10 protein-coding genes are annotated in these 13,065 nt (G+C 72.2%); 1 reads left to right on the top strand and 9 read right to left on the bottom strand.

Going from position 1 to position 13,065, the window contains the following annotated elements:
* Positions 1 to 254: 254 nt before the first annotated feature.
* From VNL12_RS16870 to VNL12_RS16850, 5 genes are all read right to left on the bottom strand, one after another.
* Positions 255 to 650: a pyridoxamine 5'-phosphate oxidase family protein gene (locus tag VNL12_RS16870; RefSeq protein WP_325596110.1), complete on the bottom strand. Its 396-nt coding sequence runs from the start codon at positions 648 to 650 to the stop codon at positions 255 to 257.
* 2 nt (positions 651 to 652) lie between these two features.
* Positions 653 to 3,202: an ABC transporter permease gene (locus VNL12_RS16865; RefSeq protein WP_325596109.1), complete on the bottom strand. Its 2,550-nt coding sequence runs from the start codon at positions 3,200 to 3,202 to the stop codon at positions 653 to 655.
* A gap of 11 nt (positions 3,203 to 3,213) precedes the next feature.
* Positions 3,214 to 3,966: an ABC transporter ATP-binding protein gene (locus tag VNL12_RS16860; RefSeq protein WP_325596108.1), complete on the bottom strand. Its 753-nt coding sequence runs from the start codon at positions 3,964 to 3,966 to the stop codon at positions 3,214 to 3,216.
* A gap of 155 nt (positions 3,967 to 4,121) precedes the next feature.
* Positions 4,122 to 6,689 carry an ABC transporter permease gene (locus VNL12_RS16855; RefSeq protein WP_325596107.1) on the bottom strand — a complete coding sequence of 856 codons (2,568 nt, stop codon included), beginning with the start codon at positions 6,687 to 6,689 and terminating at the stop codon, positions 4,122 to 4,124.
* A gap of 2 nt (positions 6,690 to 6,691) precedes the next feature.
* Complete coding sequence (locus VNL12_RS16850; RefSeq protein ID WP_325596106.1) at positions 6,692 to 6,832, bottom strand: hypothetical protein; 141 nt, start codon at positions 6,830 to 6,832, stop codon at positions 6,692 to 6,694.
* A gap of 172 nt (positions 6,833 to 7,004) precedes the next feature.
* On the opposite strand from VNL12_RS16850, the gene VNL12_RS16845 reads away from it, so the two are divergent.
* Positions 7,005 to 10,568 (top strand): adenylate/guanylate cyclase domain-containing protein, encoded by a 3,564-nt coding sequence (locus VNL12_RS16845; RefSeq protein WP_325596105.1) that lies wholly within the window; start codon positions 7,005 to 7,007, stop codon positions 10,566 to 10,568.
* Between the two features lie 63 nt (positions 10,569 to 10,631).
* Here the strand turns inward: VNL12_RS16845 and VNL12_RS16840 are convergent, their stop codons facing one another.
* The 4 genes from VNL12_RS16840 to VNL12_RS21030 form a co-directional block, all read right to left on the bottom strand.
* Entirely contained in the window at positions 10,632 to 10,934 is a 303-nt protein-coding gene (locus VNL12_RS16840; protein ID WP_325596104.1) for a hypothetical protein, read from the bottom strand.
* Positions 10,935 to 11,022: 88 nt separating this feature from the next.
* Positions 11,023 to 11,658 carry a peroxiredoxin gene (locus tag VNL12_RS16835; protein ID WP_325596103.1) on the bottom strand — a complete coding sequence of 212 codons (636 nt, stop codon included), beginning with the start codon at positions 11,656 to 11,658 and terminating at the stop codon, positions 11,023 to 11,025.
* 22 nt (positions 11,659 to 11,680) lie between these two features.
* A complete protein-coding gene (locus tag VNL12_RS16830; protein ID WP_325596102.1) occupies positions 11,681 to 12,829 on the bottom strand; it encodes a cation diffusion facilitator family transporter in 1,149 nt (382 codons plus the stop codon).
* A 95-nt stretch (positions 12,830 to 12,924) separates the two neighbouring features.
* On the bottom strand, positions 12,925 to 13,065 hold a 141-nt coding region (locus VNL12_RS21030; RefSeq protein WP_349257873.1), incomplete at its 5' end, for an aldo/keto reductase.

Here is a 13,065-nt window from a genome sequence, read left to right as displayed (position 1 = left end):
ACCAACACCGGCCCATCACCCTCACCCCTCGCGCCCCCACACCACCACACGACGAAGCCACCAGGCCCCTCACGACGATCAGCACGAATTCAAGCCAGACATGAACCCCGCCCACGAACACCTCGCGGATCTAGGTCTGACATGCCAGACGGTCAGATCTGGCGCCCTGGCGTGTCAGAACCGCGGAGACGGGACCCGCCGATGTGACGGCGTGGCGGGGGCGAGCGTCCCGGGTCCGGAGGTCCGGCTGAGGCTCAGCCTCGGCCGAGCACCCGGTCGACCGCGATCTCGACGGCCACCCGGTCGCGTCGCTCACCGGGCTGTCGGTAGCGCTCGGCGTAGCGCCGGACCGCCTCGGCCACCCGGTCGGGGTCAGAGGTCACCGTCGCCGGACCCTCGAGGGTGAGCCAGCGCCCCCCGTCGACCTGGCTGACCGCCGCCCGCCTGCCCGGGGCGGCGAGGAGGTTCCGCGCCTTCTTGCTCGGTGCGAAGGAGATCACCCGCGCCAGGCGCGCCTCGGGGTCCCAGGTGAACCCCACGGCGACGACGTGGGGCGAGCCGTCGGGGCGCAGGGTGGTGAGCGTGGCCAGGTGGCGCTCGGTGAGGAACGTCGCGACCTCGGTGGGCAGGGCGGAGGGGTCTAGGCCCACGGTCACTCCACGGTGATGGCGTCGAGCACGTTGAGGCGCGCCGCGCGCCAGGCCGGCACCAGCGACGCGATCACGCCGATCATCACCGCGATGACGAGCACCGCGACCACGAAGAACGGCGGCACCGTGATCTCGAGCGGATCGATCGTGTCGCGCTGGGTGCTGACCACGGCCACGCCCCCGGCGATCCCGACGGCCAGGCCCAGCACGGTGCCGAGCAGGGTGAGCACGACCGATTCGGCGCAGATCGCCCCGGCCATCTGCCGGCGCGTCGCGCCCACGGCGCGCAGCAGCCCGATCTCCCGCGTCCGCTCGAACACCGAGAGGGCCAGGGTGATGGTCACGCCGAGGGCGCCGATGACCAGGGCCAGGCCCAGGAGCACGGTGAAGAGCCCCAGCACGACGATCAGCTGGCCGTTGGCGTCGTCCTTGATCTGCTCCTTGTCGCGGACCTCTGAGGACGGGAACGCCTCGGCCTCGTCCTCGACCACCCGGCGCAGGTCGTCGAGGGCGACGCCTTCGGCACCCGTCACCACCGCCCGGGTGAGGAACTGGCTGTTGGCCGGGAAGTGCTCGGCGAAGACCTCGTCGGACACGAGGTAGTGCGAGTCGGGGTCGCCGCCGGCGACGATGTTGCCGTCGGAGTAGATGGCGGCCACGGTGAGCACGCCGGTCATGCCGTCGGGGTAGGTCACCTCGAGCTGCGTGCCGATGCCCCACGCCGCGATGCGGGCGGTGCCGCGATCGATCGCGATCTCGTCGGGCGCCATGGCGGCCAGGTCACCCTCGACGCCCTGGAGGTCGAAGTTGGCCTCGACGCCCGGTGGGTTGACGCCGTAGATGATCCGGCTCGTCCCGTCGATCTGGATCTGCCCCCGCTGCACGCCGGTGACGGCCGCGACCTCGTCCCGGGCGGCGAGCTCGTCGACCAGCGACGGTCCGATGAGCGAGAAGCCGTTGGCCCCGCCGACCTCGAGGTCGGCCTTCAGGTACCGGTCGGTCGCGGCGTTGAGCGATGAGTTGAACGACAGCACGAAGATGGCGAAGAACGTGATGATCGTGACCGCCAGCGTCAGGGCCGCTGCCGTGCCCGCTGATCGCTTCGGGTTGCGCCGGGCGTTGTCCCGCCCCAGCGTCCCCGAGATGCCGAGGAGCTTGAGCGGTGCGCCGAGCACCTGGGCGATCACGGGCACGATGAAGGGCCCGAGGGTGATCACGCCGGCGAAGAGGATCGCCGTACCGAACGCGGCGCTGCCGAGCGAACGGTCGGCACTGCCGTTGACCATGGCCGCGATGCCGAGGACGGAGATGACGACGCCGACCACCAGGCGCGGGATCGAGCGCGCGGCGTCGTCGGTGGCTGCCTCGCGGAGCGCGGCGATGGGCGCCACCCGGCTGGCCCGGAGCGCCGGCACCACGGAGGAGACCACGGTGATGACGGTGCCGACCAGGATCGACACCAGCACCGTGCGGGGGGCGATGACCGTGTTCGTCGTGGGCAGGTCGAGGCCGATCGCCGACGCCCCGGCCTGGAGCAGGAGGGCGAGGGCGATGCCGCCCAGCAGCCCGAGCAACGACGCGACCAGCCCGATGGCGGCCGACTCGGCGATGACCGACCACAGCACCTGGGAGCGGCTCGAGCCCATCGCCCGCAGCAGGGCGAGCTCTCGCACCCGCTGGCCGATGATGATGCCGAAGGTGTTGTAGATCAAGAACGCGCCCGCGACCAGCGAGACGAGGGCGAACACGGTGAGCGCGATCCGGAGCTGGTCGATGATCGAGGTGATGCTCTCCTGTTGGTCCTTGGTGCTCTCCTCGGCCGTGATCACCTCCACGTTGTCGGGTAGCACCTGCCCGACGCGATCGACGACCTCCTCCTGGCCCACCCCGTCGTCGGCCACGACGTAGATGCTCTGCACCCGGCCTCCGACGGCGAAGCGCTCGAGCGACGTCGCCGTGTCGGCGAGGATGAAGCTGGCCCCGGCGAGGTTGCCACTCGAACCGAAGCGGGCCGTGCCGGACATGGTGAAGTCGAACGTGCCGTTGATCGTCTGGACCCGCACCGGGTCACCCACGGACAGCTCGGCCTGATCCGCGGTCGTCTGGTCGACGACCGCCTCGTCGGGGCCCTCGGGCGCGGCGCCGTCGACGATGTCGAAGCCGTCGATCTCGGGCACACCGGTCCAGTTGGCGGCGAAGGTGGGGGCCCCGCCCATGGTGAGCGGCTCGTTCTGCTCGTCGAGGAGGGTGCCGATGGTGAACACGGTGGGCTCAGCCTTGGCCACGCCGTCGACCCCCTGGATCTCCTCGGTCAGGGCGGGGTCGATGTCGGGCCGCTGGGCGCTGCCGTCGGGCCCGGTGGACTCGAACGCGCTCTGGCCCTGCACCACGGCGTCGATGCGGGCGTTGGCCTCGGAGAACACCTCGTCGAAGGTCTTGGCGATGGTGTCGGTGAGCACGAAGGTGCCCGACATGAACGCCACGCCCAGAGCGATGGCGAACGCGGTGAGGAGGGTCCGGAACTTGTGGCCCAGGAGGTTCTTGACGGCCACCTTGAACACGGTCAGCCGCCGAGGGACTTGAGCTGGTCGAGGACCTTCCCCTCAGTCGGCCCCTCCATCTGATCGACGATGCGCCCGTCGGCCAGGAACAGCACCCGATCCGCGTAGGCCGCGGCCGACGGCTCGTGGGTGACCATCACGATCGTCTGACCGACGTCGTCGACGGCGGAGCGCATGAAGCCGAGGATCTCGGTACTGGCCCGGGAGTCGAGGTTGCCGGTCGGCTCGTCGGCGAAGATGATGTCGGGGCGCTGGGCGAGAGCGCGAGCCACCGCAACGCGCTGCTGCTGGCCGCCGGAGAGCTCGCTGGGCCGGTGCTTGAGGCGGTCACCGAGGCCGACGGTGCCCACGACCCGGTCGAACCAGGCCCGATCGGCGGCCTTCCCGCCCAGGGTGGTGGGCAGGGTGATGTTCTCCTCGGCGGTGAGCGTCGGGATCAGGTTGTAGGCCTGGAAGATGAAGCCGATGCGCTCCCGGCGCAGCAGGGTGAGCTCCTTGTCCGACAGGGTCGAGAGGTCCGTGTCGCCGATGAGGATGCGACCGGAGCTGAGCGTGTCGAGCCCGGCGAGGCAGTGCATGAGGGTCGACTTGCCCGACCCTGAGGGGCCCATGACCGCGGTGTAGCGACCGCCCTCGATGTCGACGTCGACCTCGGCGAGGGCCCACACGGCGGTGTCACCCCGCCCGTAGTACTTGCTGGCCTGCTGGGCTCGGGCCACGACCGTGGGCGCGGCGACGGGTGCGGCGTTCGACATGGGAACCTCGGGTTCGGCGCAGGGAGGCGGAGGAGGGCGACCCGACAGGGAGGGGATCGGCCGCCGCCGACCCTACCCAACGCCATCGGCCCCGATCACGCCCTTCGAGCCGGAGGGAGCGGGATCACGTCGAGCCCGGGGGCTTCGGTCTCAGGTCACTCCACCGTCACCGCGTCGAGCACGTCCATGCGGGCCGCCCGCCACCCCGGGATGAGCGAGGCGCCCACCCCGATGACCACGGCGAGCAGCAGCACGCCGATGACGAAGGTGGGGGAGACCGAGATGCGCAGCGTGTCGATGGTGTCGCGCTGGGCCCGCATGACCGCGACGCCGCCGGCGATGCCGATCAACAGCCCGAGGATGGTGCCGAGCAGGGTCAAGACGATGGACTCGCCGCAGATCGACCCCGCGATCTGTCGGCGGGTGGCCCCGACGGCCCGGAGGAGGCCGATCTCGCGCGTCCGCTCGAAGACCGAGAGGGCCAAGGTGATGGCCACGCCCAGCGCGCCGATGACGAGGGCCAGGGCCAGCAGGGCGAAGAAGATGGCCAGCGAGAAGCTGAGCTGGCGGTTGTTGTGCTCCTTGATCTCCTCGACGTCGCGCACCTCGGCTGCGGGGTAGGCCTCGACCTGCTCCTCGGTCACGGCGCGCAGCTCGGTGACCCCGACCCCATCGGCGGCGGTCACGTCGACCCGGTTGATGAGCTGGCCGATGCCCGGGAACTGCTCGCGGAACACCTCGTCGGAGACGAGGTAGTGGCCGTCGGAGTGCTGGGCGACGATGCTGCCGTTGGCGTAGATGGCCCCGACGGTCAGGGTCGCGGTCTCGCCGCTGGGGAACGTCACGTCGATGTCGTCGCCGATCGCCCATCCCTGCTCGGTGGCGGTCACCTGGTCGATGGCGATCTCCTCGGGGCCGAGGGCGGTGATGTCGCCCTCGGTCGCGCCCAGGTCGAAGACCTGATCGAGGCCCTCGAAGCGGACGCCGTACACGGGGCGGGTCGCGCCGTCGATCTCCAGGCTGCCGCGCTGGATGCCGGTCACGGCGGCGACCTCGGGAGCCTCGGCGAGGTCGTCGACCAGCTGCGGGCCCAGGCTGGGGAACCCGAAGCCGGCCCCGATGACCTCGATGTCGCCCTCGAAGTCCTCGTCGATCGAGGCGTTGATCGACTTGCCGAACGAGAGGGCGAACACGGCGATGAACGTGATCAGCGTGACCGACAACATGAGCGCCGCAGCGGTGCCCGCCGAGCGCTTCGGGCTGCGCCGGGCGTTGTCGCGCCCGATCGTGCCGGTGACGCCGAAGAGGCGCAGCGGGGCGCCGATGAGCCCGGTCAGCGGCGGCACGAGGAACGGACCGAAGACGACCACGCCGGCGAAGAGCAGCACGGTGCCGGCCCCGGCCTGGATGATGGCGCTCTCACCGGTGCCCTGGGACCCCACCACGAGGGCCACGATGCCACCGACGACGAGGACCGCACCGATGCCGAGGCGGACCGGCGAGCGGGGCGCCTCGTCGATCGCGTTCTCGCGGAGGGCGGCGACGGGGGCCACCTGGCTGGCCCGCCGGGCGGGGACGATGCTGCAGAGCACCGACACCACCACGCCGACGAGGATCGACACCACGATGGTGCGGGGCAGCACCACCGGCGCGGTGCCCGGCTCGCCCAGCCCGGTCGTGGCCAGGAGGCTCTGGAGCCCGACGGCGAGCACGATGCCGCCGAGCAGGCCCATGACCGATGCGATCAAGCCGATGGCCCCGGCTTCGAGCACGACCGACGAGAGCACCTGGCGGCGGCTCGAGCCGAGCGCCCGCAGCAGGGCCAGCTCGCGCACCCGCTGGCCGATGATGATGCCGAAGGTGTTGTAGATGAGGAACGCGCCGGCGGCGAGGGCGATGGCGGCGAAGACCGTGAGGAAGACCCGGATCGTGTCGACGAACTCGCCGATGGCATCCTCGGCCTCCTCGGTCGCCTCGGTGGCGGTGATGGCCTCGGTGCCCTCGGGGAGCTCGGGCTCGATGCGGTCGACCAGCTCGGGTTCGGTGAGCCCCTCCTCGGCGATGACGGCGACGTTCTGGATCTGGCCCCCGATGCCGAAGGTGTCGATGGCCGCCTCGGTCTCCATCATCACGAAGCTGGCGCCGCCGAGGTTCCCGGTCTCGCCGTACCGGACGATGCCGACCAGCTCCAGCTCGACCTTGCCCTGGATGGTCTGGACGCCGATGGTCTCGCCGACCTCGAACCCTCCGGCCTCGGCCGTCAGCTCGTCGACGACGGCCTCCGTCGCGCCCTCCGGCTCCTGGCCCTCCTCCACCGTGAACACGTCGATGGCCGGGTTGCCGGTCCAGTTGGCCCCGAACGAGGGCGCACCCCCCTGGTTGAGCGGTCCTCCGTCGTCGTCCAGCACCGAGCCGATGCTCTGGACGACCGGCTCGGCGGTGGCGACGCCGTCGACCTTGCGCACCACATCGACGACCGACGGGTCGAGGTCGGGGCGCTGCGGGCCGCCGTCGAACGACGAGGCCTCGAACGCGCTCTCACCTCGCACCTGGGCGTCGAGACCGGCGAAGGCGTCGGTGAAGATCGTGTCGAACGAGGACGAGACGGTGTCGGTGAGCACGAACGTGCCGGCCATGAACCCGACGCCGAGGGCGACGGCGATGGCGGTGAACAGGGCGCGGAGCTTGTGGCCCAGCAGGTTCTTGCGCGCGACCTTGAACACGGTCAGCCTCCGAGGGACGTCAGGCGGTCGAACACGCTCTCGGCGGTGGGCTGCTCCATCTGGTCGACGACGACGACGCCGACGATGGTCTGGCCGACATCGTCGACCGTCGTGGGCGCGACGACGGGTGCGGCGTTCGACATGGGACCTCGGGTTCGGCGCAGGGGGGCGGAGGCGGGCGACCCGCGGGGGAGGGATCGGCCGCCGCCGACGTTACCCAATGCTGTCGCCGCCCACGACCGGGAATCGGCCACCGGGGAGGACACCGGCGCTCGAAGGGCGAACGTCGGTCGCCGCCCTCGGTAGCCTCACGTCGTGGTGTGCACGCAGTGCGGAGCGGAGGTGCCGGCCGGCGCCCGGTTCTGCCCGTCCTGCGGTCACCCCACCGCGGCCCCCGGCGACCAGCGCCGGGTCGTCACCGTGCTCTTCGCTGACATCGTCGGGTTCACCACCCTGTCCGAGACCCTCGATCCCGAGCGGGTGAAGCGCCTGGTCGACTCCTGGTTCGAGCGCCTCGTCACCGACATCGCCGAGTTCGGCGGCCGGGTCGACAAGATCATCGGCGACGGCATCCTGGCCCTCTTCGGGGCTCCCGTCGCCCACGAGGACGACGCCGAGCGCGCCGTCCGGGCCGCCCTGCGCATGCAGGAGACGCTCGCCACCATGTCCGAGCGGGCCGTCGGCCTCGCCGGCGAGCGCTCGCCGAAGGTGCAGATGCGCATCGGCGTCAACACCGGGGAGGTGCTCGTGGGCGCCCTGCGCGCCGATGGCGCCACCACCGCGATGGGTGACGTGGTCAACACCGCCAGCCGGCTCCAGACCGCGGCCCGCCCCGGCGAGGTGCTGATCGGCCCCACCACCCACGTCCTGACCGCCCACGCCATCGGCTCCGAGCGGCGCGGCATGCTCACCGCCCGCGGCCGCGACGCGCCGGTCGAGGCCTGGTCGGCCACCTGCGCCCTGCTCCCGCCCGGGCAGCGCCCGGCGCGGGACCACACCCCGCTCGTGGGCCGCGACCGCGAGCTCAGCCTCCTCGACGCCGCGGTGGCCGCCGCCCTCGGGCACTCCCGGGCCCTGGTGAGCGTCGTGGTGGGCGACACCGGGGTCGGCAAGACCCGCCTCGTGCGCGAGGCGGCCGAGCGGCTGGCGGGAGGCCGCGACCTGCTCGTGCTCGAAGGCCGCTGCGTGCCCTACGGCGAGGCCAACGTGTGGTGGCCCCTCGCCGAAGCGCTCCACGGTGAGTGCGACGTCGACCCGACCTCCGACCTCTCCGAGGTCCACGACGCGGTGTGGGCCCGGGTCGCCGCCGCCCTCGGCGACGACGCCGCGGAGGACCACGTCGATCGCACCACCGCCGGGCTCCTCGTGCTCATGGGCCACGACACATCGGGCGGCGGCCAGGACCCGGGCCGCGCCCGTGAGGCGGCCGTCGATGCGTTCATCGACTTCGTCGAGGGCCACGCCCGGCGCCGACCCGTGGTGCTGCTGCTTTCCGACATCCACTGGGCCGACGACGACCTCCTGGTGTTGCTCGAGACCCTGTTGGGCCGCCTCGCCCGCTGCCCGCTGGTGATCCTCGCCACCGCCCGCCAGGCCGTGCGCGAGCGCTGGACGCCGCCGCCGGGCCGTCACGACACGCTGGTGATCAACCTCGACCCGCTCGAGGACGGTCCCGCCGGTGAGCTGCTCGATGCCCTCCACGGCGGCGAGGTGCCCGAGGAGCTGCGCGCCGATCTGCTCGCCCGCAGCGGCGGCAACCCGTTCTTCCTCGAGGAGCTCGTCGCCTACGTCGACGCCGCGGCGCCCGGCGCGGCCCGACGCGGCCTGCCCGACACGCTCCGCGGCATCGTGGCCGCCCGCCTCGACGCCCTCGGCCCCGACGAGTGCGACGTGCTCACCGACGCCGCGGTCATCGGCCGCCGAGGGCCGATCCATGCGCTGGGCGAGATGGCCGCGGAGATGGGCCGCGCCGTCGACGTCGAGGCGGTCGTGACCCGCCTGGCCGCCAACGAGCTGCTCGACATCGAGGGTCGGTACTGGGAGTTCCGCTCCGAGATCGCGCGGGAGGTCGCCTACGCGACGCTGCCCAAGGCTGACCGGGCCAAGCGCCACGCCGGCATCGCAGCCTGGCTCGAGGCCAGGGCCACCGAGGACCTCGACGGCGCCGTCGACCTCGACGCGCTGCGGGCCGAGGAGCTCATCGCCGGGACACCGGAAATCGACGACGCCACCGTCAACCGCATCGCCCACCACTGGGCGGCGGCGGCCGAGCTCGTCGTGGAGATGGGCGAGGTGGCCATGGTGGGCGCCAACGTCGCCGACCGGGCCGTCTGCTGGCTCTCGGCCTCGGCCCGCCGGGCCCAGCGGCGCGACCTGCTGCCCGCAGCCGAACGGGCCTTCGGCCGGGCCCTCGATCTGGCCGGTCCCGACCCCCTGGACCGTCGCATCCGGTTGCTCGTCAGCCGGTCCCGGGTGCGCACCGACCGGTGGGACCTCACCGGGGCCCGGGCCGACGCCGAGGCGGCCCTGGCCGGGGCGGCGGCGGCCGGCGACCGGGGGTTGGAGGCGGCCGCCGTGCTCCGCCTGGGCGACGTCGACCAGCGGGCGGGCGACACCTCCGCCGCCGTGGCCCGCCTGCGCCACGCCGCTGACCGCTTCGCGGCTGAGGGCGACGAGCGGGGCCACGGCGAGGCCCTCCGCCTCCTGGGCATGACCCAGATGTTCGCCGGGCGCACGGTCGACGCCGCGGCCACGGTCGAGGAGGCCCGCGAGGCCTTCGCCCGCGCCGGCGACCGGGCCGGCGAGGGCTGGGCCGCCCAGAACATGGCGTGGATCGCCCTGCTCGACGGCGACCTGGACCGCACCGAGGACGAGGTCGACCGGGCCCTCGCCCTGTTCGCCGAGGTCGGCGAGCTGGTGGGCACGGCGTGGTCCCGCGGCCTGCTGGCCTTCGTCCGCTTCTCCCAGGGCCGCCGGGAGGACGCCGAGGTACTGGCCGAACGCGTGCTGGCCGGCGCCGCCGAGGGGGGCGACCGCTGGGCCACGGCGATGATGCGTGGCCTCCTCGGTTCCCTGCGGCTGTGGGACGGGCGGGTGGCCGACGCCCTGATCGAGACGGCGGCGGCGACCCAGGGCTTTCGCGACCTGGGCGACACATGGGGCCTCTCGGTCAGCCTCGCCACCCACGGCCGGGCCCTGGCCATGAGCGGCGACGTCGACGAGGGCTTCCGCGCCGTGCGCGAGGCGGCCGAGGTGCACCAGGTCTCCAGCCCGCCCGGTGGCCCGGGGCTGATGGCCTGCGTGGCCCTGGCCGTGCAGGTCGGCGAGCCCGAGCGGGCGGGCGATTCGCTGGCCACCGCCTCCGTGCGCCGATCGGCCGGCACCCTCGGCATCCCCGAGAGCGACAGCACGCTCGCCCTGGCCCGCCTCCAGCAGGGCGAGGTGCCGGATCCGCCGGACCCGGGGGGGAGGGCGTTCGGCTACGCCGCCGCCGCCCTGGTGGCCGCGGGCGCCGGGGACCTCGACGCCGCCCTGGAGGCCGCCGACGCCGTGCCCGGCTGCGGCGAGGCGACGTTCCTCGACCGGGCCCTGGCCGACGTGGCCGCGGCGTTGGCCCTGGTGCGCGCCGGCCGGATCGATGAGGGGTCCGACCGCGTCGAACGGGCCTGTCGCACGCTCGACGCCACCGACGACATGGTCGGCCGGGTCATGGTGGGGCTGGCTCGCGTGGTGGTGGCCGAGGCCGGCGGGTTGCCTGCGGCGGTGACCAACCGCTCCGAGGTCGCCGTCGCCCTTGCCCGCCTCGGGCTCACCGCCACCGGGTGGGAGACCGCCTTCTCCCTCGCCGCCGGGGTCCGCCCCCGCGCCGAGGTGTCCTGAGCGGCCGACCGCCGACCGTCGCCGGCGGGCCGACCGATCGGCTGTCCCCGGCGTGGACCCTGGCTAGGACCCGAGGGCGGCGACGACCTGCTCGATGTTGCGCCTGTTCTTGCCCCAGTCGACGAGCTGGAACCCCACCGTCGGCTTGCTCGTCACGGTGACGCTGGAGCCGGCGGCGCTGGGGGCGACATCGACGGTGATCGTCTCGCCGTAGGACGCCATGCTGAACCCGACCTTGCCCACGAGCGAGGTCGGAGATGTCGACCGCACCTCCTTCACGCGCTTGACGCCCGAGAGCGCCTGGTGGGCGCGCTGCAGCGCGAGATCGGGGGCGACGGGCAGCTCGACGGTACGGGTCTCAGCCATAGACCGAACAGTACCCAGGGATCTGTTCGCCGGCGCCACGCGACGGCGGCCCCGGCGGGAGCCGGGGCCACGCCGCGGTGCGTGAGACCTACTTGTCGGGCTGCTTGGTGAGCCGCAGGTAGGGCTTCTTGGCGTCCCACCCGTCGGGGAAGGCGTCCTTGGCGTCCTCGTCGGACACGGCGCCGCTGATGATCACGTCGTCGCCGTCCGTCCAGTCCGACGGCGTGGCCACCTTGTGCTTCGCGGTCAGCTGGAGCGAGTCGATGACGCGCAGGATCTCGTCCCAGTTGCGCCCGGTGCTGGCCGGGTAGGTGAGGGTGAGCTTCACCTTGTTGTCGGGGCCGATCACGAAGATGGAACGCACGGTGAGCGTGTCGTTGGCCTCCGGGTGGATCATGTCGTAGAGGTCGGCGACCTTGCGGTCGGCATCGGCGATGAGCGGGAAGTTCAGGGCGTTGCCGGTGACATCGGCGATGTCACCGGCCCAGTCCTGGTGGCTGTCGAGGGGATCGACCGACAAGCCGATGATCTTGGTGTCACGCTTGTCGAACTCCGGCTTGCGCCCGGCCACGGCGCCCAGCTCGGTGGTGCACACCGGGGTGAAGTCCTTCGGGTGGGAGAACAACAGCGCCCAGCTGTCGCCCTTCCAGTCGTAGAAGCTGAGGGTGCCCTCTGTGGTCTCAGCGGTGAAGTCGGGGGCGTCGTCGCCCAGCCGTACGGCCATGGTGTTCCTCCGTGGTGATCGGTCAGTGAACCCTGAAACCCGATCTACCTTGTCGGGTATTCCCCCGACCGTCAAGCACCCCGGCGCACGAGCAGTGGCGAACCGCCGAGGCCGCCGGATCAGGGCCCGGGGTTCCGCTCGACGGGGATGCCCTCGCCGAGGGCGCCGCGACGGCATCGGCGTCGATGCGGGCCCTGATCTCGTCGGGCACGTCGTGGCCGGGCTCGTGCTCGCTGATGGTCGGCCCGGCCCGACGCTCTTCGGTGACGTCGGGCTCGATGTACATGATCCGGGCCATGGGCACGTTGGCCCGCACGTTGCGCTCGATGCGGTTCACGACCTCGCACACCTCCGGGAAGCTGAGGTGGTGGTCGAGCTCGACCTTCGCGCCGACCAGGAGCTCCTCAGGACCCTGGTGCTGGGTGCGCATGGAGATCAGGCGGCGCACCGCAGGATCCACCTGGATGGCTCCGGTGATGGCCTCGACGTCCTTCTTGGTGGCCGACTCACCGATGAGGAGGGACTTCATCTCGATGATGAGGATGATGGCGATGATGCCGAGGAGGATGCCGATCGACAGGGTGCCGATGCCGTCCCAGACCGGCTCGCCGGTGACATCCGCGGTGGCCACCGCCGCAATGGCGATGACCATGCCGGCCATGGCCCCGGCGTCCTCGAGCAGCACCACCGGCAGCTCGGGTGACCTGGCGTTGCGGATGAACTGGGTCCAGCTGGCCCGGCCCCGCACCTTGTTGGACTCGACGATCGCGGTGCGGAAGCTCCAGCCCTCGACCAGGATGCCGAAGCTCAGCACGCCGTAAGCCCAGCGGGCGTCGCTGATGGGCTCGGGGTGCTGGATCTTGTGGATGCCCTCGTAGCTCGCGAACACGGCGCCCAGCGTGAAGAGGACGATGGCCACCACGAACGACCAGAAGTACCGCTCGCGCCCGTAGCCGAAGGGGTGCTGGGCCGTAGCGTCCTTCTGGGCGCGCTTGCCGCCGAGCAGCAACAGCGCCTGGTTGCCGGTGTCGGCCACGGAGTGGACGCTTTCGGCGAGGAGCGACGAGGCACCGGTGAACAAGAAGCCCACGAACTTGGCCACCGCGACGCTGCCGTTGGCGATCATCGCGGCGACGACGGCCTTGGTCCCGTGCTCTCCTCCACCTGCCATCGCGCCGATGATAGGTGCCGGCGGAGCCGGCCCCGTCAGGGCGGCGGGCGGAGCGTTCCGATCGGTCACCAGTTGGAGGCGGGCGGCCCGGGAGATCAGGCGGTGGTGCCCGGTGCGGCGGCGGCGTCGAGGGCGGTGATCTCGTCGTCGGTGAGCTCGAGGCCGGCGGCGGCGACGTTCTCCTCGAGGTGGCCCACCGAGCCGGTGCCGGGGATGGGCAGGATCACCGGCGAGTG

Origin of the sequence: Iamia sp., from assembly GCF_035575815.1 — a bacterium.
Taxonomy (GTDB): domain Bacteria; phylum Actinomycetota; class Acidimicrobiia; order Acidimicrobiales; family Iamiaceae; genus Iamia.
The sequence above is the reverse complement of the archived record's forward strand: the minus strand, read 5'-3'. Positions and strand labels throughout refer to the sequence as shown.